The organism is uncultured Winogradskyella sp. (assembly GCF_947498345.1).
Classification (GTDB): Bacteria; Bacteroidota; Bacteroidia; order Flavobacteriales; family Flavobacteriaceae; genus Winogradskyella.
In genome coordinates, this window is the sequence record NZ_CANMJY010000011.1 from 24,468 (window position 1) to 45,769 (window position 21,302).

18 protein-coding genes are annotated in these 21,302 nt (G+C 33.6%); 6 read left to right on the forward strand and 12 right to left on the reverse strand.

Annotated features, from left to right (window positions below; all coding sequences use genetic code 11):
• Window positions 1-13: 13 nt before the first annotated feature.
• The 9 genes from Q0912_RS14190 to Q0912_RS14230 form a co-directional block, all read right to left on the reverse strand.
• The gene (locus Q0912_RS14190) at window positions 14-2,533 is read right to left on the reverse strand and encodes a PIG-L family deacetylase (RefSeq protein WP_299116250.1); all 2,520 of its coding nucleotides are present in this window, start codon (window positions 2,531-2,533) and stop codon (window positions 14-16) included.
• An 82-nt stretch (window positions 2,534-2,615) separates the two neighbouring features.
• On the reverse strand, window positions 2,616-3,695 hold the full coding sequence (corA, locus tag Q0912_RS14195) for a magnesium/cobalt transporter CorA (protein ID WP_299116252.1): 1,080 nt from the start codon (window positions 3,693-3,695) through the stop codon (window positions 2,616-2,618).
• 3 nt (window positions 3,696-3,698) lie between these two features.
• Window positions 3,699-4,232: a mechanosensitive ion channel domain-containing protein gene (locus Q0912_RS14200; RefSeq protein WP_299116253.1), complete on the reverse strand. Its 534-nt coding sequence runs from the start codon at window positions 4,230-4,232 to the stop codon at window positions 3,699-3,701.
• Between the two features lie 104 nt (window positions 4,233-4,336).
• A complete protein-coding gene (locus tag Q0912_RS14205; RefSeq protein ID WP_299116254.1) occupies window positions 4,337-5,260 on the reverse strand; it encodes a septum formation inhibitor Maf in 924 nt (307 codons plus the stop codon).
• A 154-nt stretch (window positions 5,261-5,414) separates the two neighbouring features.
• A complete protein-coding gene (locus Q0912_RS14210; RefSeq protein ID WP_299116256.1) occupies window positions 5,415-6,008 on the reverse strand; it encodes a Maf family nucleotide pyrophosphatase in 594 nt (197 codons plus the stop codon).
• Window positions 6,009-6,935 carry a geranylgeranylglycerol-phosphate geranylgeranyltransferase gene (locus Q0912_RS14215; protein ID WP_299116258.1) on the reverse strand — a complete coding sequence of 309 codons (927 nt, stop codon included), beginning with the start codon at window positions 6,933-6,935 and terminating at the stop codon, window positions 6,009-6,011.
• Between the two features lie 8 nt (window positions 6,936-6,943).
• A complete protein-coding gene (locus tag Q0912_RS14220) occupies window positions 6,944-7,258 on the reverse strand; it encodes a hypothetical protein (protein WP_299116260.1) in 315 nt (104 codons plus the stop codon).
• A 5-nt stretch (window positions 7,259-7,263) separates the two neighbouring features.
• Complete coding sequence (locus Q0912_RS14225; protein ID WP_299116262.1) at window positions 7,264-7,797, reverse strand: HAD-IIIA family hydrolase; 534 nt, start codon at window positions 7,795-7,797, stop codon at window positions 7,264-7,266.
• On the reverse strand, window positions 7,784-8,545 hold the full coding sequence (locus tag Q0912_RS14230) for a DUF2520 domain-containing protein (protein ID WP_299116264.1): 762 nt from the start codon (window positions 8,543-8,545) through the stop codon (window positions 7,784-7,786). The genes Q0912_RS14225 and Q0912_RS14230 overlap by 14 nt, the downstream gene beginning before the upstream one ends.
• 70 nt (window positions 8,546-8,615) lie before the next feature.
• Here Q0912_RS14230 and Q0912_RS14235 point away from each other — a divergent pair, with 70 nt between their 5' ends.
• The 6 genes from Q0912_RS14235 to Q0912_RS14260 all read left to right on the forward strand — a co-directional run bounded on the left by Q0912_RS14235 (window position 8,616) and on the right by Q0912_RS14260 (window position 16,862).
• Window positions 8,616-9,005 carry a group III truncated hemoglobin gene (locus tag Q0912_RS14235; protein ID WP_299116266.1) on the forward strand — a complete coding sequence of 130 codons (390 nt, stop codon included), beginning with the start codon at window positions 8,616-8,618 and terminating at the stop codon, window positions 9,003-9,005.
• A gap of 58 nt (window positions 9,006-9,063) precedes the next feature.
• A complete protein-coding gene (gene mscL, locus Q0912_RS14240; protein WP_299116268.1) occupies window positions 9,064-9,513 on the forward strand; it encodes a large conductance mechanosensitive channel protein MscL in 450 nt (149 codons plus the stop codon).
• Between the two features lie 106 nt (window positions 9,514-9,619).
• Entirely contained in the window at window positions 9,620-12,817 is a 3,198-nt protein-coding gene (gene ccsA / locus Q0912_RS14245; protein WP_299116270.1) for a cytochrome c biogenesis protein CcsA, read from the forward strand.
• 516 nt (window positions 12,818-13,333) lie between these two features.
• Entirely contained in the window at window positions 13,334-14,740 is a 1,407-nt protein-coding gene (locus Q0912_RS14250) for an MATE family efflux transporter (protein ID WP_299116272.1), read from the forward strand.
• Between the two features lie 145 nt (window positions 14,741-14,885).
• On the forward strand, window positions 14,886-15,662 hold the full coding sequence (locus Q0912_RS14255; protein ID WP_299116274.1) for a T9SS type A sorting domain-containing protein: 777 nt from the start codon (window positions 14,886-14,888) through the stop codon (window positions 15,660-15,662).
• Window positions 15,663-15,710: 48 nt separating this feature from the next.
• Window positions 15,711-16,862, forward strand: coding sequence for an aminotransferase class I/II-fold pyridoxal phosphate-dependent enzyme (locus Q0912_RS14260; protein ID WP_299116276.1), 1,152 nt, complete (start codon window positions 15,711-15,713; stop codon window positions 16,860-16,862).
• Here the strand turns inward: Q0912_RS14260 and Q0912_RS14265 are convergent.
• The 3 genes from Q0912_RS14265 to Q0912_RS14275 all read right to left on the reverse strand — a co-directional run bounded on the left by Q0912_RS14265 (window position 16,843) and on the right by Q0912_RS14275 (window position 21,082).
• Window positions 16,843-17,532 (reverse strand): DUF2490 domain-containing protein, encoded by a 690-nt coding sequence (locus tag Q0912_RS14265; protein ID WP_299116277.1) that lies wholly within the window; start codon window positions 17,530-17,532, stop codon window positions 16,843-16,845. The genes Q0912_RS14260 and Q0912_RS14265 overlap by 20 nt on opposite strands.
• A gap of 61 nt (window positions 17,533-17,593) precedes the next feature.
• Complete coding sequence (pckA, locus tag Q0912_RS14270; protein ID WP_299116278.1) at window positions 17,594-19,231, reverse strand: phosphoenolpyruvate carboxykinase (ATP); 1,638 nt, start codon at window positions 19,229-19,231, stop codon at window positions 17,594-17,596.
• A 12-nt stretch (window positions 19,232-19,243) separates the two neighbouring features.
• A complete protein-coding gene (locus Q0912_RS14275; protein ID WP_299116279.1) occupies window positions 19,244-21,082 on the reverse strand; it encodes an SLC13 family permease in 1,839 nt (612 codons plus the stop codon).
• Between the last annotated feature and the right edge of the window lie 220 nt (window positions 21,083-21,302).

Below are 21,302 nucleotides of genomic sequence, written 5' to 3' on the forward strand. Positions count from 1 at the left end.
AGTTGTTGGCGGTTTAGTTTTTAAGTGATGCTTTATCTTCTTTTCCAGCAGATAACATATTAGCAAAAAGGCGATAGGCTCCAGAAACACCAGCCGGAAACTCTCTGAAGAAGCTTAAGCCTGTGTATATGTAATTTCCTTTTCCGTATTTAGCAACTAGTAAACTTCCTTCTTTAGAACTTTCCCCTTTATCATTCATAGCCAACAAAGGAGTAAACTCCTCGGACCATTCATTTGGAAAGTATAAACCACGTTCTTGTACCCAGCCTTCAAAATCTCGAGATGAGATTTTGTTTGGAAAATTGAGAAGTGGATGATTTGTATCTAAAATTTTAACTGTAGCATTTTCATCAGTAACGCGATCTCTGGATAATTGCAAATTATACGGAGCAATATTATCAGTCTTAATGCGTCTGCTTGTATTGTATTGTACAACCATGTTACCGCCTTCTTTTACATAGTCTAATAAGAATTTTTGCTTAAATTTTAATTCATCGAGAATATTATAAGCTCTTATACCAACAACAATAGCATCAAAGTTTGCTAAATTTTCTGCTGAAATCTGATCTGGTTTAATAATGGTGACATTATATCCGATTTGGCGTAAACTTTCAGGAACCACATCACCAGCACCTTCTATATATCCTATATTATTACCTCGTTTTTTAATGTCTAAACGGACTACTTTGCTAACACTTGGCATTAAGACTGTTTGATATGGAATATGAGCATAGTCTATGTCTATGAGCTCATCTGTGTAAAATTTATTATCTACATTGACCATTGGTGTAATTAAGCCTTCATTTTGTCCTTTTGGTGGAATAACTGTGAATATTACCTTTTGAATATCACCTTTATTTACGATTTCTATTTTTTGCTTTTCTGGGTAGACACTCCAATCGTTTGGATACGCTATTTGAACATAGCCTTCAACAGCATCACGACCAGCTTTTACAATAATTTCAATATCTTTCTGCTGATCATTATCAAAAATATAAACCTTGTTGCTGATACTTGCAGATACTGGTGGAATGATTTCAAACGGTCTATATAATTCTCCTTTATCTGGTTTTGAGTAACGATAGACTATGGGTTTAGTAATGGTAATTGGAGTACCTTCGATATTTAAATTAAAATCCATAAAAACTGCTCTTGGAGTTTCAGGAAGTCCAATAAACTCTTGATCTTCAACATGATACATACCTAGTGTGCTTTTTTTGTTCAACCAGTAAGGAGCTGTATATTTTATAGTCTTAGGAATAGTGATGCCTTCTTCAAAATTCAGTTTTTGATTGTTTGGCATTACCATACTCTTGATGATCCCGTTTGAAAGTGTAGACAAATGGTACGATTCTAAGCTCATCTTAGCATTACTTCGGTTTAAGGCCTCTATTTGTAAGCTAATTGTTGAGTTTGGTGAGGTGTGAGGTGTATTGGCAGAAACCTCAAGATATAATCCTGCACAAGCTTCAATTATGGCTTTTAATTCTTTGGTTTTAATAGTTTTCCAGTGCTTGTTTTTTACATTCTGTATCAGTTTGTATGCTTCTAAAAGCTGAGGTAGATGAGACGCAGGGTCTACAAAATCAAAATTGCGTTCTATTTCATTTAAAATATTACCAATGACTTGTCCGTCTCCTATACGATTCCATGATGTATCTATACCTGCAAATACGTTATTACTATCATCTAAGGGTTCACCTTTTAGAAATTCAATATATTCATCTTGTGTGCCTCGTGTGGTTAAGCGCCCAAATCCCTGGCATAAGTGTTGGCTACTTGCTAAAGCAGCAACTTCGTTATTAGACATGCCTTTGGTTGGATAATACACTCCAATATCAAAATTTAGCATATTGCTTTTATCTGCTTTTTCAAAATTTTCTCTACTACCATAAAACCACCATGATGTATTGAAGAATAAACGTTTGGGTTGCCAGGTTTCAGTAAGGCTTAATTGAGAAGGGTATTTTGAAGCGTCATTGGCTAGATCAAATGCTTCCATACTCAACATTGCAGAACTGGTATGGTGACCATGTGTTCTACCTGGAGTTCTATGGTCAAAACGGTTGATGATAATATCTGGCTTAAATTCACGAATTGCCCAAACTACGTCTGAAAGGACTTCATCTTTATTCCATATCTCTAAAGTTTCATTCGGATGTTTTGAGTAGCCAAAATCATTAGCTCTGGTAAAACGTTGCTCACCACCATCTACACGTCTAGCGGCTAATAACTCTTGGGTTCTGATGACACCCAGAAGCTCTCTGATTTCAGACCCAATAAGGTTTTGTCCACCATCACCACGTGTTAATGAAAGGTAAGCAGTACGTGCTTTTACTTCGTTAGACATGTATGAAATTAAACGTGTATTTTCATCATCAGGGTGTGCAGCAATATAAAGTACCGATCCTAGAACGTTAAGCTTTTGAATAGCTTCGTATATTTCTGAAGAATTAAGTTTTTTAGGTTGCTGAGCTTGTAGTGATAGTAAGCTGCCTATAATGATAAATAGGCATAGTTTTATCTGGCGCATTGTATGTGTTAGTTAGTTGCTTTCCAAATATATAAAAGTCGTTGTTTTTGACCTTAGTTTTAGGTTTTGTTTAACGGTTATTTTATAACCATTTCTTCCGTTTAAAATAATAGAGCATTCCTAAAAACAATAGAATCATTATTCCCCATAGAATATGATAACTATATTTATAATGCAGTTCTGGTATATTATCGAAGTTCATACCATAGATACCAGCAATAAAGGTTAGAGGAATAAAAATGGTAGCTATAATAGTGAGAACTTTCATTACTTCATTCATCTTATTGCTAATGGTGGTCATATACATATCCATTAAACTCCAGATCATTTCGCGGTAAATATCTATGTTTTCTGACACTTGAATTAAATGATCGTAAATATCTCTGAAATAAGTTATTGTGCGCTTGTAAATTAATGAATGCTCTCCTTTTTCAATACGACTTATGATTTCTCGAAGCGGAAATATAGCGCGACGTACTTTTAAAATTTCACGCTTTAGTTGTTGTACTTCTACGTTTACATTTTCTCTGGCATGACCAGAAAATAATTCGGTTTCTAAATCTTCAATTTTATTACCTAAAATTTCAATAATACTATAATAATTATCTACCACAGCATCAATTAGAGCATACATTAAGTAATCAGATTTTAAACCTCTAATCCTACCATTGTTTAAACGAAGACGATTTCTTATGGTGTTAAAAACATCTCCTTCAGATTCCTGAAACGTTATAACATAATTTTCACCCAGAACAATACTCAATTGTTCAATAACAATGTTTTCATTTTTGTCGTAATACAACATTTTAAGTACAACAAAGAGGTAGTCTCCATACTCGTCAATTTTAGGACGTTGAGTAGTATTTACAATATCTTCAAGAACTAAAGGGTGTAAACCGTATTGTTTTCCGATGGCTTCAATCTTATCAGTGTGTTGAAGTCCATCAACATTAATCCAAGTTACCGAATCAGTTTCCTTGTAATTAATAGCTTCTTCTATATTGAGTAGTATGGTCTCTTCAATATTTTCTTTGGTGTAATCGAAGCATTCTACATGGAAGTCTTTATCTGATTTTTTCCCCGTGTAGATAAGTGTGCCAGGAATCTGACCAATATGTTTTTTATGTTCTTGCGTACGGGTTTTAGATCCTTTTTGTGCCATGACTTATAAAATACTTCTATCACCTAAAGCATCTTTCTCCATTAAAGTGACTGCCTTTTGAAGAATGAGATTGTTTGGATAAGTGACAAGGTCTCCATTATCTTCCCTTAAGATTAATTGAAAAGCTCTTATATCTTCTATGATAGCTTCAACAGGATAATCCTTATCATGAATTTTTATTTTATCACCTACTTTATATGGAAATGAAAAGAACATAATTACACCAGAGGTAACATTACTTAGAATGGACCAAATAGCAAATAAAGCGATACCAATTACGGCAAAAACAGACGAAAACACCAAGGTGATATCATGTGGTTCTGCTCCAAGGATAAAAGCTTCGATCAACAATGCGATGAGAACTAATGTTACCGTAACATATCTTCCCATGAGTATGGCTCTGGCTTCTGTGGTGCCACTTCTTCTCCCTATTTTTTTTACCGTAAGGACTATGATTGCTCTTATTACCAGAAGAATACCCAGTAATATTGCAGTTTGTATAATCTCAGTTTGGTAAGTCTCGAAGAAATCTGACATCTTATAGATAATTTTACAATAACAAATATAGTTTAAAATAGAATTTATGTTTTGGTGATTTCACAACTTTAGATCGTAAAATTCAATTGAGGCGGTAGATTTTATTATTTGAGTTTGAGTGTATTTCTTAAGTCTTCATCTACATTATTATTTTTGCTCCAATATGCAGATTTAATGGACTCTAACTTTGTAGCTTTAGTTGTTAATACTTTTGCAGATGCACCATAACCGCTTTTGGCTGTTTCTTCCCAACTCAAAATATCATAAGGGAAGCTAGTTTTAAAGTTTATTTTTAATGTTCTATTCAAATCAGGATAAGAAAGTATATAAGTACCATTTTCTATACTCGCAATAGCACTGTATGCTTTTAAGGTTCTATGGCTTAATCTTATGTATTCTAAAGAGGGGATAACCTCTATGTCTCCAGTAGGTAAGCTTTTTGGATCGATGCGAAGTTTTGTCCATAATTCATTTTCCGTCCAGGTTTTATCAATATTGAAATTTTGATCTGCTTCTCCTTGAAAATAGGAATGCGACATCACTTCAAAATCATTACGGTTATTTAGTTGTGTGTATACATGTCCACACCATTCTTGTACTGAAGCCGAAATTTTTAACGCATGCTGATTGTTTAAAACTGGGTAAAATGTACTCTGCATTATTGAGTAAGGGTAAATACCTGTATTAAAGTTTTTTGTGGCGTTTAGTTTTAAAACAGGGATATTTGCTTTACTGTAATTGTCAGCTTTTACTTGAGCTTTTGGTAGAAAATCTTCAGTTACAAAAACCATAATTGCAGTGCCATTTCGCATTTCTCCATAACGTGCTTGTTCTAACTTGTAAGAGGTGATTTCTGCTTCTCCATTATACCAATAGCCTCTAAATTCTTTTGAAAGTTCCGTTTTTTGTATAGCAGGCTCTTCTACTACTTCAGATATGGCTATAACTTTAGAGGCTTTAGGTTCGTTGTTTTTACAAGAACCAAATAAAATGAATGTTATACAGGTAATAAGGACGAGTTTTTTCATAAAACATATTTTTTAAGCGTGATTTCAACAGAGCAAAAAGGAAAGTGACAAGAAATCTTTTAGATAAAGGAACATGAATTGCATATGTTTATAGATTTCTCACATATTCCTCGTTTGTAATAACACAAAATATTATTAATACAAAGTTACAATTCTAATACCCGTCAACAATAGCATTTAACGTTTCGTAAAGTAAATGTGTAGGCAACCCAACGACATTATTATATGAACCTTCAATATGAGTTATAGCAATAGAACCGATCCATTCTTGTATACCATAAGCACCAGCTTTGTCTAATGGCTTATAGGTGTTAACGTAATACCAAATTTCTTCATCATTCAAAGCTTTAAAGGTTACTTTGGTTATTGTATTTACTATGGTTTGTGTAGAACTTTGCGTAAAACAAATTGATGTCATTACTTCATGTGTTTTGTCACTTAAGGATTTAATCATTCCAAATGCCTCTGCTTCATCTTTTGGTTTTTCAATAGCTTTATCTTCAAGCCAAACAATGGTATCACTTGTTATTAGGATGTCTTTTGGTTTAAGATGATCTTTAAGGCTCTTAGCTTTTAACTTTGCTAAATAGTCGGTGATTTCTGTTCCTTTTAAGTGTTTAGGATAAATTTCATCTATTGGTTTAAGCTGAACATCAAAATCGATGTTCATAGATTTTAAAAATGCATGGCGGCGTGGTGAAGCCGAAGCTAAAATTACATTATAATTTTTGAGTTTTTCGTTAAGCATTTATTCTAAGACATAATTATAAAGAAATATAGAAAACATACCCGTTAGCATTACTAATTTTAACATCAAGCTAATATGCTTGTAGTGTGATTTGTGCTCGGCACTAAATAACTTTATGGATATATAAATTAGTGGTGCAATTACTAACACTAAGAAATATCCAACTAAAAGCTGCTGCTTAAATAAGTTAGTGACTACATAATAAACTACCGAAATTAAAGGAATAAGTGATAAGACAAAAACAATTTTACTTGTGCGTTCTCTTCCTAACGCTATTGGGAGCGTTTGCATCCCAGCTTTATGATCTCCATCAACATCTTCAATGTCTTTTACCAGTTCTCTAATAAGGTTAATCATAAAAGCAAAAATGGAGTAATCTAATATAATTCTAAAAAAGAAAATTTGAATAATTCTATTATTGTCGGTAATAACAGGTAACAACTCAAAAATCCCAACTAAAAGAATGCATAAAGCTACTACTAGTGAAATGACAATGTTTCCCACTAAAAGCATTTGCTTTAAATAAGAAGAGTATATATAGAGTAGTGCTGAAGCTATAAAAAAGATGACAAAATACCCAGATTTACCAATGCCATTAGATAAATAAAAACCTATACCTACACCAATAACGTTAAGAATTATAAATAGCTGTAAGGCGATTTTTTCTGAGATATGAGTATTGATAATGACTTTATTGGGCTTATTGATTTTATCGGCTTCTACATCATAAATATCATTGATAACATAGCCTCCGGCAGCAATACAAATTGTAGCTAAAACTAATAAGAAAAATGCTAAGGAGCTTAAGGTTGTAACGACTCCGTAGCTTTCAAAGAAGGGGAGAAGCAATGCATATTTAATTAATATTTGCACAAGTGCAATCATTATTAAATTCTTCCACCGGATTAAATTGAGAAAATGAATCATGTTAGGGATTAGCGAGAAATAATTTTATTAATTAGATAATAAGTTGTGTAGGCAACAATAGCAAAAATTATAATACTTATTATAACTGTTCTAATAAATAGTTTTTGTTCTTGCTTTCTTATGTTGTCTTTGATTTTTTGTTTGTCTTCTTTAGTTAAGTCTTTGTGTAAAAACTCCATTTGATAATGCAGATGTGCTTCGAGATCTAACTTTTCCTTGTAGACAGAAAAAGGCTTGCTGGTTTTTTGGTTAAATGTAGATTGATTATTACCAAAACCTATATAACCAAAACCTGTACTATGCCTTCTGCGTCTGCGACTCATATTTGTTAGTCATATTTTGCATTGAAGTTACCGTTCCATTTACCATGAACTTTGAGTACTTGCTCAATCACATCTCTTACGGCACCTTTTCCACCATTTTTGTGCGAAATATATTTAGAAATTGCTTTAATTTCTTGAGCAGCATCTTGTGGACAACACGGCAAACCTGCTAATTTCATTACAGGGTAATCTGGTATATCATCACCCATGTATAACATTTGTTGAGCAGATATATTGTGTTTATTCATGTATTCGTTAAGCTGCTCAATTTTATTATGAGCCCCTAAATAAATGTCTTTTATACCTAAACCAGCCAAACGTTTTCTTACACCTTCATTAGAACCTCCAGAAATAATACACACATTATAGCCAGCATCTACTGCTGTTTTGAGAGCAAAACCATCTTTTATATTCATAGTGCGTAACATTTCGCCTTCTGTGGTTACAGTGATGGTGCCATCGGTTAGTACACCGTCTACATCAAAAATAAAAGCGGTAATATATTCTAGGTATTCTTTATAGCTTTTAGCGTTGTCCATGTGTTTTTTTTATTGAAGCAGTTAAAAGTTCATATATTGCTTTATGTTCTTTAGATTCTATTTGTTTTAAATGACGCTTAATTGTCTTTTTATCATTACGTTTAGCAGGTCCTGTTTGTGCCATGTAAGGCGATAGGTCTTGGACTTTTTTAGCTGTTTCTATAATTAAGGGTTTTAAGATATCAAAATTAATACTCTTAGCATCACTAATTTCGTGAGCGATACGATACAATTGATTGGTAAAATTATTTACAAAGACCGCTGACAGATGCAGTGTTTGTCTTTGCTCAGTATTGATTTTATAAGGTTTACAACCTAGTGCTTCTGCTAAATCTTTCATAAATTGTAGATTAGCTTTTTCAGTCACTTCAATACAAATAGGAATTTCACTAAAGTTTAATTCAGCAGCTTTAGAAAAGGTTTGTAAAGGATAAAATACCGCACGTTGATTTTTTTTATCTAAATCATGTATAGATACACTACCAGAAGTATGTGCAATTAATCTATTCTCAAAGGGTAAATCTTTAGATAACTTTGAAATGCTATCATCACTCACTGCCATAATATAAATGTCAGCTTCTTTTAATTGTGATAAATCATCTGTAGTATCCACGTCGTTGGTATAAGATGATATCACATTATACGAACGATTGTACCATTGTACAACAGAAACACTTTCTGCTTTTGAGAACGCTTTAAATAAATGTGTGGCGACATTTCCTGCACCAAGTAACACAACAGAAATCATAGTGTAAAAATACTAAGATTATCTCTTTTAGATAAGTACTCACAAGATTAAAAATAATAACTTTGTATCGATGAGAAAAAACGACCTCAAGACAAGAGATGATGTCTTTAAATTAGTATCTGCTTTTTATGAAAAAGTAAGGAAAGATAAAGCATTAGGCCCTTTTTTTAATGAGACAATTAAAGATTGGGATGCACATTTACAACACCTTACTACCTTTTGGGAATCGAGCTTGTTTTTAAAAACCAAGTATTATGGCAATCCTTTAGAGGCTCATGTAAAGGTTGATGCCGAGCATAATAACAGTATTACAGAATTGCATTTTGGTTTGTGGTTAAACCTTTGGTTTCAAACCATCGATGAGCTTTTTGAAGGCGATTATGCTGAGAATGCAAAACGTCGAGCAAGAAAAATGGGAACATTTTTATATTTAAAAATCTTTGAAGCAAGGAATTCTTAATCGTTAACGATCTTCTTTATAAATTTACGTTTTATTCAAAATCAAAACTATAAAGCGTATGAAACTCCTTAAAGAATTTAAAGAATTTGCGGTAAAAGGTAATATGATGGATATGGCTATTGGTATCATCATAGGTGCTGCATTTAATAAAGTTATAGATGTGCTTGCTAAGCAGGTGTTATTACCACCTTTAGCATTATTATCTGATGGTCTTATTTTTCAGGATGAAAAGTTAGTATTGAGAGATGCCATTACTGATGCTTCAGGAGTGGTTACAACAAGCGAAGTTGCCATTGCTTATGGTGCATTGTTTGAAGTGTTTTTAGATTTTTTGATTATTGGGTTTACTGTTTTTATTGTTGTAAAAGCCATGAATCGTTTACGCAATAAAGCTCAAGACACAAAAGACGAAACGGTTGTAACTCCAAAGGACATTCAGCTTTTATCAGATTTAAAAGATTTAATGGAGGAACAGAACCAACTTTTAAAATCTAAGATTTCAAATTAATTGAAAGGTTATTGACAATTTTTAACGCTTTTTCGTGACTTAAAAACAAAGTCTAAATCATCAAAAAGCCATATCTTTGCACGAGCTTAAAAAAGCCTATCCAGCTATGCAAAAGAAAATCGCGAATTTCCTATTCTCTACCCGACTTACTGCTGTTTTGTTTATTGTCTTTGCCGTCGCCATGGCAACAGGAACTATCTTAGACAGAAACATGGAGACCTCTCCAACACCATATACAAGGACATTAATATACAATGCTTGGTGGTTTGAAGCAATCATGGTCTTTTTTGTAATCAATTTTGTAGGTAATATTTTTAGATACAGACTTCATAAAAAAGAAAAGTGGGCAACTTTAATATTGCATTTAGCTTTCATTTTTATTCTCTTAGGTGCTTTTGTGACACGATATATAGGTTACGAAGGTATGATGAATATTAGGGAAGGTGAAACCGAAAGTCAGTTTCGTTCTCAAAAAACCTATATCAGTGGCCGCATTCTCGGTGATTATAAAATTAAGGGGCAGTTACAGCAGCGTAATATAATGGAAGTCGTCGATTTTTCACCTAGATTAGATAATGACTTCAATGCTACTTATGATTATGGAGGTACTGAAGTTAATCTTAAGCTAAAAAAGTTTATTAAAGGGGCAGAGAAAGATATTATACCAGATGATAGTGGTGAGAGCTATTTAAAAATTGTTGAAGCTGGTGATGGACAATCTCACAATCATTTTTTGAAAGTGGGCCAAGTATCTAATTTGCACAACGTTCTTATTTCCTTGAATAAGGAACAAGAAGGTGCTATTAATATTACCAATACTGAAAATGGGTTGTTTATAAGATCACCTTTTGAGGGAGAATTTTTTACCATGGCTACTGGTAAAAGAGGTAAGCTTGTTAAAGATAGTTTACAACCTTTAGCACTACGCTCACAATACATTATTGGTAATAGACAATTAGTGTTTCCTAAGCCAGTAGTTAAAGGTGTTTTTGATATTGTTAAGAAGCCAAAAATATTAAAGGGAGATGAAAGTGGTATTGTCCTCGATATTACTGCTAATGGTGAGACAAAAAGTGTTAACCTACTTGGTGGTCCAGGAACTTATCCAAGAATAGAAGAAGTTGAGGTTGGTGGATTAGACATAGCTTTACGATACGGTTCTAGACTAGAGCAACTACCTTTTGAGATAAAATTGAATGATTTTATTGCTGAAAAATATCCTGGTACCGAAAAAGCATATTCGTCCTATGAGAGTAAAGTAACGGTTTTAGATAAGGAAAATGGCGATTTTGATTATCATATCTATATGAATAATATACTAGATCATAGTGGCTACCGTTTCTTTCAAGCAAGTTTTGACCCGGATGAAAAAGGAACCGTGCTTTCTGTTAATCATGATCGTTGGGGAACATATATTACCTATACGGGTTATATGCTCTTGTATTTTGGTCTAATGGCGATTTTATTTGCTAAAAACACAAGATTTGATGATATAAGAAAACGACTTGGAAAGCTGAAAAAGAAGAAAGCTAAGCTGATGACTATGATAGTTTTGCTACTCAGTTTTTCTGGCTTTGCACAACAACATTCTGATAATGATGGACATAATCATTCGCAAAACCTAAGACCTACAAAAATTCAGATAGATTCTGTTCTAAGTGCTAATATTACACCAGTAAAACACGCAGATAAGTTTGCGAAAATGGTCATTCAGGATTATAGTGGCCGTATGATGCCAATGCATACTTATGCTTCTGAGATGCTACGTAAACTCAGTAAAAGGGATGTATATGAAGATTTTAATGCAACTCAGGTATTTTTATCTATTCAAGAAAGTCCATTGCTATGGTATAATGTACCTATTATTTATTTAAAGAAAAGAAAAGCAGATTCCATACGAACACTTATTGGTGTTGATTTTGGCGAAAAGTATGTAAGTCTTGTTGATTTTTTCACTCCCGATGGGCGATATAAACTTGGGCCATACTTAGAAGAGGCATATAAAGCACAAGTACCAAATGGGTTTCAAAAAGAAGTTAAGGAAGCTGATTCCCGGGTTAATTTATTATACAATGCAATTGAAGGACGCTCGATTAAAATATTTCCAGTTCCGGAAGATGAAAATAATACTTGGATATCGTCATTAGAATATAGGGAAGAAGGGTATCGTGATAAGATTAAGGATTCCTTGTACACCAATTTTATTAATAATGGTTTTAGTGCGTATCTAGTCACTTTAAATAATGCTAAACAGACTGGGGATTTTTCAAAAGCTGAAGAATTGCTTGAAGGGATAAAGAAAACGCAACAAAAGTTTGGCAGCGAAATAATGCTTTCAGATGAAAAGATAGAATACGAAATTCTATATAACAAATACGATATTTTCAAAAAGCTCTTTAGTTGGTATATGTATGCAGCTACAATTCTCTTTTTGTTAATTATTATTCAAATATTTAATTATAAAAGCAAATGGCTTAAGGTAGTAATCAATAGTCTAATAGGCGTTATTGTCCTATTATTTATCATGCATCTGGGAGGTTTAATTTGGAGATGGTATTTGTCTGGTCATGCACCTTGGAGTGATGCTTATGAGTCTATGATATATGTAGCATGGTCTGTAATGTTATTTGGATTGCTATTAGGAAGAAAAAGTAATTTAACGGTTGCTGCATCTGCATTTGTTTGCTCTATGATTTTAATGGTAGCACACTGGAATTGGATGGATCCGGCAATTGCAAACTTGCAACCTGTTCTTCAAGGGTATTGGTTAATGATTCATGTATCAGTTATTGTGGCAAGCTATGGACCTTTTGCAATCGGTATGATTCTAGGTATTGTAGCTCTATTACTTATGATTCTTACTAATAAAGAAAATAAAGAGCGCATGCTTATTAACATTAAGGAGTTAACCATTATTAATGAAATGGCTTTAACTGTTGGATTAGTAATGTTAACTATAGGAAACTTTCTTGGAGGTATGTGGGCAAACGAAAGCTGGGGACGTTATTGGGGCTGGGATCCAAAAGAAACTTGGGCATTAATAAGTATAATGATATATGCTTTTGTGATTCATATGCGATTAGTACCAGGTCTTAGAGGACGTTGGTTATATAACTTAATGTCAGTTCTGGCTTTTGGAAGTATTTTAATGACCTATTTTGGTGTTAACTTCTATTTGTCTGGTTTGCATGCTTATGCTAGTGGTGATCAAATATTAAGCTTTCAGTTTATAGCTATTACTTTGGCTATCATTGCCATATTAGCTTTTTTAGCTTATACAAAGAATAAGCAATATTATAAGTAAATATATCTCTGCCTCCATTTTTTAACGATTAGAATTTTTCATAACTTGAGGTTTTAAACCAACCCTCTCAATGAATTACTTCAAAAAATTAGGAGCTGCAAACTTATTAATGCTCTTATTATGTGCCGTTATAGTACTTGTTGCTGAATATTTATTTCTAACCGGAGATCAAATGCATGGAATATTTGTTGGCCTATGGGCTCCAACATTATTAGGTGTGATGATTTACCTAAAACTTGTGGACCATGGTGGCAAATGACATTGTATTATGGTTTTCTGTTATAGTTATTGCTTTAGTAGCATTATGGGCTGTTCTTATGATTCGTGCTTATAATAAAGCAAGCCGAAACGATTAATTTTATAGATTACTTTTATTTTTTTGAAAATAATGCGCATATTTGTGCCATTATGATTGCTTAATACACCCTTCGGATAAAATTATCACAAGCTCCTGTGATGTCAATTGTTAAACAAATTTGTTTGTTTAACTATGTTTTACTATACATTTTTTAAGTTATGCAATCCAATAAAATTTCTATAAAACAATTTTTTAAATATTTAAGAGTCGCAGTTTCTGGTAAGGAACAAAATTTTACATCTGGTAGTATTCGCCGAGCAGTTTTTATGTTATCTATTCCCATGATATTAGAAATGCTCATGGAGTCGATATTTGCCATCGTAGATATATTCTATGTCTCTAAAGTGAGTGTTAATGCCGTAGCTACAATTGGTCTTACCGAATCTGTAATAACTTTAGTTTATGCCGTAGCAATAGGCTTAAGTATGGCTGCAACTGCAATTGTAGCTAGGCGCATAGGCGAGCAAGATAGAATAGGTGCTTCTCAAGCTGCCGTGCAAGTTATTGGGTTGGGCATTTTTGTTGCTACAATTATTAGTGTCATAGGCATTCTTTATCCTAAGGACATACTACAGTTAATGGGTGGGGAACCAGATTTAATTGCTGAGGGGTATGGGTATACTCAAATCTTACTTGGTGGTAATATAACTATAATGTTACTGTTTTTAATTAACGCTATTTTTAGAGGAGCAGGGGATGCATCCATAGCGATGTGGGCACTGGTATTGTCTAATGGATTAAATATTATTTTAGATCCCATGTTTATTTTTGGGTTTGGCCCAATACCAGCTTTTGGTGTAGAAGGAGCAGCAATAGCTACAACTATTGGTAGAGGAACTGCGGTGGTTTTTCAACTCATGGTATTGTTTTTTGGGTGGAGTAAAATAAAAGTAGAGTTGAAAGATCTAGTACTGCGTGTAGCAGTAATGTTAAATCTAATTAAAGTATCGTTAGGTGGTATTGGTCAGTTTTTAATAGGAACATCATCATGGGTATTTTTAATGCGTATTATGAGTGAATTTGGTAGCGAGGTCCTTGCGGGCTATACAATAGCTATTCGCGTAATGATGTTTACTTTAATGCCAGCATGGGGAATGAGTAATGCAGCTGCTACTTTGGTCGGACAGAATTTAGGGGCAAAAAAGCCACAACGTGCAGAAGATTCTGTATGGAAAACTGGAAAATACAGCGCTATTTTTATGGGATTAGTATCAGTTGTATATCTCATATTTGCACCAGAGATTATTTCGTGGTTTACACAAGAAGCAGAAGTGATAAAAAATGGTGCTTTATGTCTTAGAATTATTGCAGCAGGTTATGTATTCTATGGTTATGGGATGGTTATTATTAATGCATTTAATGGTGCAGGTGATACTAAAACACCAACATGGATTAACTTTATTTGCTTTTGGATGTTTCAGCTACCATTTGCGTATCTCATGGCATTAAACCTTGATTTTGGACCAATTGGGGTTTTCGCTGCCATTACATTGGCAGAAGTTTTAATCACTGTAATAGGTATACTTTGGTTTAAAAAAGGGTATTGGAAATCTGTCAATGTTTAGCCCTAATTATAACGCATTTTATGAGATAAGACTTCTTAAATGTTAATATTTTTTGCATTTCATCGTAAAAATACGCTTTTTGTAGATTTTTATAAGATTTTGGACTAGTTTTAGAACTGATAGTTCACTAAACCGCCCAAATCTTATGAGAACTTTTATCAAATTTCAGTATGCCTTAGTAGTATTGCTATGTTTTAATCTCTCTTATGCACAAACGGAAATACAAACTGTTAGAATAGATTTTCAAAATCCAGAAGGTTTTACCAGACATTTAGCATTAGGCTTTGTGCAAGATAATTCAGCTACAGATGGTGTAGACTATGGTTATGATGCGCCATATATAAATGATTTACAAGATGATCTAAACTGGATGATAAACGATAATCGTTATGTTATTCAGGGAGTAGGAGCATTCAATGCCAATAAATATTACCCTTTGGGAATGTTTCTTACCAATACAGGAGAGGTTACAATTTCATTAAGTGCGTTAGAAAATTTCGAAAGCTCAATAGATGTTTATTTATATGACTTGGAGTTGAATACATATACACATTTGAGTGCTGCAAATTTAGTACAAAGTATATCGGCTGGTGACTATATCAACAGGTTTTTCATTACATTTTCTAATAATGTACATACAGAGATTAGTAACAATTACTTGTTGTCTATAAACGATAATAATAAAGATGATATTACTGTTAGGTATTCAAGCCAACAGGATCAGATAAATGTTTTAGGTTTATCCTATGGTGATAATTTAAGTTTAACACTTTACAATATTGTCGGAAAAAAGATTAAACAAGAAAGTATTTCTACTAATAAAAGTCATATTAGTACATCAGAAATATCTGAAGGCATTTATCTGGTTAGAATAGAAACTTCAACTTTTGCATACTCAACTAAAGTTTGTATCACTAATTGATAAACTTAAACGCATTTTTAGTAATTTTAAGAATAAAAATTATTACAAATGCCGAAGCAAAATTTAGGACTCAATACCATATGTACACATATTGGTGAAATTAAAGACGAGCAATTTAAAGGATCTGTATCACCCATATACCTGAGTTCCTCATATGAATTTTTAGATGTGGATGTAAAACGCTATCCACGTTATTTTAACACACCAAACCAAGAGTATTTGTCTAAAAAGATTGCTGCTTTAGAGTATACCGACGCTGCTATGATTTTTGGCTCTGGTATGGCAGCAATTAGTCATATGTTTTTTGCCTTTTTACAAAAAGGGGATCATTTGGTGGTACAAAATACCCTGTACGGCGGAACAGTTAATTTTATTAAAGAAGAGTTTCCAAAATATGGAATTGAATACACCTTTACAAATGGGTATAAAGTTGAAGACTTTGAAGCTGCAATTCAAGATAATACAAGGTTGATTCATATAGAGTCTCCTTCTAATCCATTATTAACAGTAACAGATATTAAGGCAATCGCTAAGTTGGGTAAAACTAAAGGTATTTTTACTTCAATTGATAATACATTTGCTTCTCCTGTTAATCAAAATCCTATAGATTTGGGTATAAATATGGTAATGCATTCAGCCACTAAGTATTTTGGCGGTCATAGCGATATATGTGCAGGAGCTGTAGCAAGTTCTAAAGAAAATATTGAGCGTATATGGAATGTCAGTAAAAACCTTGGAGGAAGTCTAAGCGATATGACGGTTTGGATGTTAGAGCGCAGTATGAAAACTCTGGGACTTCGGGTTAAGGCACAAACCAAAAATGCTATGAAACTAGCTAAATGGCTTAATAAACATCCTAAGGTTTTAAGAGTTTATTATCCAGGATTAAAATCACATCCAGAGCATAAATTGGCAAAATCTCAAATGAAAGGTTTTGGTGCTATGCTGTCATTTGAATTGATCCATGACTTAGATTCAGAGCAATTTCAAAATGAATTAAAACTTATCAAATCGTCAATGAGTCTTGCTGGTATTGAGAGCACAGTACTCTCACCACATTTAACGTCTCATGCATTGTTAAGTCCAGCAGAACGTGAAGCAGTTGGAATTAGTGATCAGCTTATTCGTTTTTCGGTTGGGATAGAAGCGTTTAAAGACCTTAAACATGATATTGCTCAAGCTATCGCTGTGCTAGATTAGTTTTTTGTTTTCTGGAATCTGTTTGAAAACTTATACCAATTTGAATTCTATTAAGGTTACTTTTTCTGATATTTTGTTTTAAATAGCCTATTTGAATTTGTGAATTTTTAAAGACATTAATCCCAATACCTGAATAGAATCTATTTTCATGAAACACCTGATCTTGAAAATTTACGAAAGGTTCATCTGAAAGTATTAAGAAGAAAGTTTTATTAAGATTATACCTAAGACTTAGCTTATATCTCAATCGGTTCTGAAGCTCATTTCTATCAATAAGCTCTATAAAACGTTGTTCTAAACGTCCACGGTGTGTAAACTTAATTTTTCCAATATTATGCTTATAAACATATTGTTCAAAGATTCTATGCTCTATAATATTCGGAGCATTATCAAATTCAAACACAGTATCAATATCTAAAAAGGCATAACCAAGACCTAAAGTAGACTTTGAGTCTAAATGGTAATTACCTCTTAATGATGCAAATGCTAAATTATAGTTTGAAGACGCTTCGTAAAACCGTAATTCTCCATAAGGTGTTATGCTAAGTTTTTCGCTCAGACGATGATTGCTTCCGTAAGTATACCAAGAGCCTAAAAAGTCTTCAGAAGGATTTTGAGACCATAATAGTTGAAAAGAGAGAAGAAGTAATAAGATTAGAAATCTTTTCACTTTAAAACTATTTAGATTAAAAAAAGAGCCCATTTCTGGGCCCTTTTCGGTCATGGAACTATTAAACATGGTCACCTAAATGATGGTGTTCATCAATTAAAGGACCACCTTCTATAATTTGATTTGAAGCTTCGCTTGCAAATTTTTCAAAATTTAAATGGAATGAGTGTGCTAACTGAATAGCCTTACTGATATAAGCTCCTTTTTGCAACCAAGTATTCATTGGATCTAACATTTCTGTTGGTACGTTAGGTATATATTTTGGCATATATAATCCAAATATTGGATGCTGGTGATAATCCACATTATTTAGATCCCCATTAAGAATAGCTGTAATCATAGCTCTGGTATATTTTAACTTTATACGAGAACCGACTCCGTAAGGTCCGCCACTCCAGCCTGTGTTAAGTAGCCAAACATTAACACCAGCTTCTTGCATTTTTTTGCTTAGCATCTCAGCATATTTTGTAGGGTGTAATGGCATAAATGGCTCGCCAAAACATGCAGAGAATGAAGGTACAGGCTCTGTGATTCCAGCTTCGGTACCTGCAACTTTAGCTGTATATCCAGAAATAAAATGGTAAGCTGCTTGTCCAGGTGTTAGCTTAGACACTGGAGGTAACACACCAAAAGCATCACAGGTTAGGAAGAAAATATTCTTAGGATTGTCTGCATAAGATGGTTGTTGTATGTTATCAATATGATAGATAGGATAACTTACACGTGTATTTTGTGTAATACTACTATCCATATAATCTACGTCTCCATTGTCTTTAAAAATCACATTCTCTAAAATGGCGCCTGGTTTAATTGCTCGATATATGTCTGGTTCTTTTTCTTCGGTTAAGTCAATAACTTTTGCGTAACAACCACCTTCAAAATTAAAGATTCTGTTTTCAGCTGTCCAACCGTGTTCATCATCACCTATCAATTTTCGATCCGGGTCAGCAGAAAGTGTTGTTTTGCCAGTACCAGACAATCCAAAGAAAATTGCAGTATCACCATCTTCACCGACGTTTGCAGAACAGTGCATTGGTAATACGTTTTTGTCAATAGGTAAAATCATGTTTAAGGCAGAGAAAATACCTTTTTTCATTTCACCTGTATAAGCTGAACCACCAACAAGTGCTACTTTTTTTGTAAAGTTTAAGATTGAGAAATTTCCTTGTCTTAATCCATGTTTAGAAGGTTCCGGACACTCGTATCCTGGAGCACAAAGCACTAACCATTCTTCTTCAAAATTCTCTAACTCGGTCTCATCTGGTCTTAAAAACATATTGTAAATAAACATATTAGACCAAGGATATTCGGTAATCGTTCTAACATTCATTTTATATGCAGGGTCAGCACAGACATAACCATCTCTTACATAGATTTCTTTTCCGCTAAGGTAGTTTTCAATTTCGGCTTGTAAAACATCAAAATTTTCAGGCGAAATCGCTTTGTTGGTTTTTCCCCACCAAACGCGATCCTTTGTGTAATCATCTTTTACCAGAAAGCGATCTTGAGGTGAACGCCCAGTAAATTTACCTGTATTAATGGCTAAAGTACCATTAGAGGTTTCTTTTCCCATACCCTTTTCTACGGTAATGGCTTGTAGTTCTTCAGGAGATAAATTCCAATGCGCATTGGTATCTTTCAGTCCATACTTTGTAAGGTCTCTAGTTTTCATAATCGGTTCTTTTAATAATGTTTCCATGAGTTATAAATTTTAAAATGGCCAAACCAATGGCACTAATAATAATGTTGTTATTAAGAAGAGTAGAAGTAAAGGAGCACCTACTCTTACATAATCCATAAACTTGTAACCACCTCCTGTCATTACCATAGCATTTGTGGTTGTACCAACCGGTGTTAAAAAAGCCGTTGAGGCACTTATAGCTACAGCAATCATAAAAGGAGCTGCGGATAAGCTTAACGTATTTGCAGTGATGATAACAATGGGCGCCATTAAGACTGCTGTAGCAGAATTGTTAATCACCTGACTAAAAGTTGTAGTGAGAAGAAAAACACCTCCTAGGAGCGCAACAGGGTGCAAGCTTCCTAATGAAGCCACAAGACCATTTGCTATAAACTCAGCAGTTCCTGTTTTTTGAAGTGCTATTCCCATGGGTATCATTGCAGCAATCATCACTACACTAATCCAACTAATTCCTTTGTAGGCTTTAGTTATAGGGACACAGCCAGTAATTAGAACTATACCAGCGGCAACTAATGCTGCAATGGCGCCTGGGACAATTTTAAAGACCAGTAGAGTAATCATTAACACTAAAGCAAAAAGAGCGATGTAAGACTTGTAGGTAAGATTGGTTATGGTTTTAGCCATACCTTCTGGGCTTCCACAAATCACTAAGTTTTCATGATGTTCTTTAAGCTGTTCTATATCATGCCATATACCTCTAATAAGGAAAGCATCACCAGCTTTCACTTTAATTTCTCGTTCTGTAAGAGGCTTGTTATTACGAGATGCAGCCATTAATTGTACGCCAAAACGTTTAAAAAAGTTTCCAAGTATAATTTTTCTTCCTACAAGTACTGATTTTGGTGTTACTATGATTTCTGCCATACCAACCTCTTGATTGATGAGATTGTTTCTCAATTCGTCTGCAATAGGTTCTAAAGGTAGAAGACCTAATCTAAATTTAATCATTAAAGCATTTATAGCTTCTGTATTACCTTTAACGGTGATTATATCGTGATAAAGGAACTCTGTAGAGTTAGTCGGGAACTCTATGAATGGGTCATTCCCTTTTAAGCGATTAGGGTGTCTTCTTTTAATTCTCAGGATAGATATTTGATGTTCAGTTTCAAAATTCCAATCCCCAATTTTGGTATTTAATAATGGTGAGACAGAACGTACTCTAAGTCTGTAATAATCGCCATCTACTTTATAGGCTTCAATCCATTTATGAAATGTAGTACTTATGTCTACAGGCTTGTTATTGGTTTTGTTTTTTGGTAATAATCGATATCCAATGAACTTAAAATAGACCAGTGCTATTAGTAAAAGTGGCAAGCCTATTAATGCAAACTCAAAAAATGAAAATCCTTCAATACCGTTTTCTAACATAGTATTATTTACAATGATATTTGGAGGTGTGCCAGTTAAGGTTAACAACCCGCCAGTATTAGATCCAAAAGCCACTGGCATTAAGAGTTTAGATGGCAAAGTACCAATGCTCCATGCAGAAGATATAGTTACTGGCATTAATGTAGCTACAGTACCAGTATTGCTGACAACTCCAGATAATAACCCAGAGCCCAATGTGGTAATAAGTAAAAGTTTTGTAGTGCTTTTACCAGCCATTTTAATAAACTTTTGTCCAGCTAATGCTGTCCAGCCAGTTTGCGATAGCCCTTCACCTATAATAAATAAAGCAGCAATCATGATTACAGTCGGATTACTAAAACCACTTAATGTTTCTGGTAAATCAAGAATACCAAATATAAACAGGCTTATCATTGATAATAAGGCAATGATATCTGGTGTGAATCTGCCCCAAATAAAAAGTATAATAGTGACAATTAGAATTATTAGCATTAACGTCATTTCTAGAGTGTTTTTATGTTACACTTTTAAAGTTAGAAATACTAGTGTAAATTTACTGGCAATACAGAGTAATTATTATGACGAATGTCATGCTTTAGAGGAATTGCGAATTATTCAATTATTGGTATTCGTTTTTGATGAAATAAGAACATTATGTAAACGAAACCGTTTGCGAAATAAAAAGAAAATGATAAACTGCCTTCTTTTTAATATTTTTGGC

Excerpts from the sequence above, each read along its gene's own strand:
- Q0912_RS14190 (WP_299116250.1), bottom strand. The coding sequence starts at position 2,533 with ATGCGCCAGATAAAACTATGCCTATTTATCATTATAGGCAGCTTACTA.
- corA (WP_299116252.1), bottom strand. The coding sequence starts at position 3,695 with ATGGCACAAAAAGGATCTAAAACCCGTACGCAAGAACATAAAAAACAT.
- Q0912_RS14200 (WP_299116253.1), bottom strand. The coding sequence starts at position 4,232 with ATGTCAGATTTCTTCGAGACTTACCAAACTGAGATTATACAAACTGCA.
- Q0912_RS14205 (WP_299116254.1), bottom strand. The coding sequence starts at position 5,260 with ATGAAAAAACTCGTCCTTATTACCTGTATAACATTCATTTTATTTGGT.
- Q0912_RS14210 (WP_299116256.1), bottom strand. The coding sequence starts at position 6,008 with ATGCTTAACGAAAAACTCAAAAATTATAATGTAATTTTAGCTTCGGCT.
- Q0912_RS14215 (WP_299116258.1), bottom strand. The coding sequence starts at position 6,935 with ATGATTCATTTTCTCAATTTAATCCGGTGGAAGAATTTAATAATGATT.
- Q0912_RS14220 (WP_299116260.1), bottom strand. The coding sequence starts at position 7,258 with ATGAGTCGCAGACGCAGAAGGCATAGTACAGGTTTTGGTTATATAGGT.
- Q0912_RS14225 (WP_299116262.1), bottom strand. The coding sequence starts at position 7,797 with ATGGACAACGCTAAAAGCTATAAAGAATACCTAGAATATATTACCGCT.
- Q0912_RS14230 (WP_299116264.1), bottom strand. The coding sequence starts at position 8,545 with ATGATTTCTGTTGTGTTACTTGGTGCAGGAAATGTCGCCACACATTTA.
- Q0912_RS14235 (WP_299116266.1), top strand. The coding sequence starts at position 8,616 with ATGAGAAAAAACGACCTCAAGACAAGAGATGATGTCTTTAAATTAGTA.
- mscL (WP_299116268.1), top strand. The coding sequence starts at position 9,064 with ATGAAACTCCTTAAAGAATTTAAAGAATTTGCGGTAAAAGGTAATATG.
- ccsA (WP_299116270.1), top strand. The coding sequence starts at position 9,620 with ATGCAAAAGAAAATCGCGAATTTCCTATTCTCTACCCGACTTACTGCT.
- Q0912_RS14250 (WP_299116272.1), top strand. The coding sequence starts at position 13,334 with ATGCAATCCAATAAAATTTCTATAAAACAATTTTTTAAATATTTAAGA.
- Q0912_RS14255 (WP_299116274.1), top strand. The coding sequence starts at position 14,886 with ATGAGAACTTTTATCAAATTTCAGTATGCCTTAGTAGTATTGCTATGT.
- Q0912_RS14260 (WP_299116276.1), top strand. The coding sequence starts at position 15,711 with ATGCCGAAGCAAAATTTAGGACTCAATACCATATGTACACATATTGGT.
- pckA (WP_299116278.1), bottom strand. The coding sequence starts at position 19,231 with ATGGAAACATTATTAAAAGAACCGATTATGAAAACTAGAGACCTTACA.
- Q0912_RS14275 (WP_299116279.1), bottom strand. The coding sequence starts at position 21,082 with ATGACGTTAATGCTAATAATTCTAATTGTCACTATTATACTTTTTATT.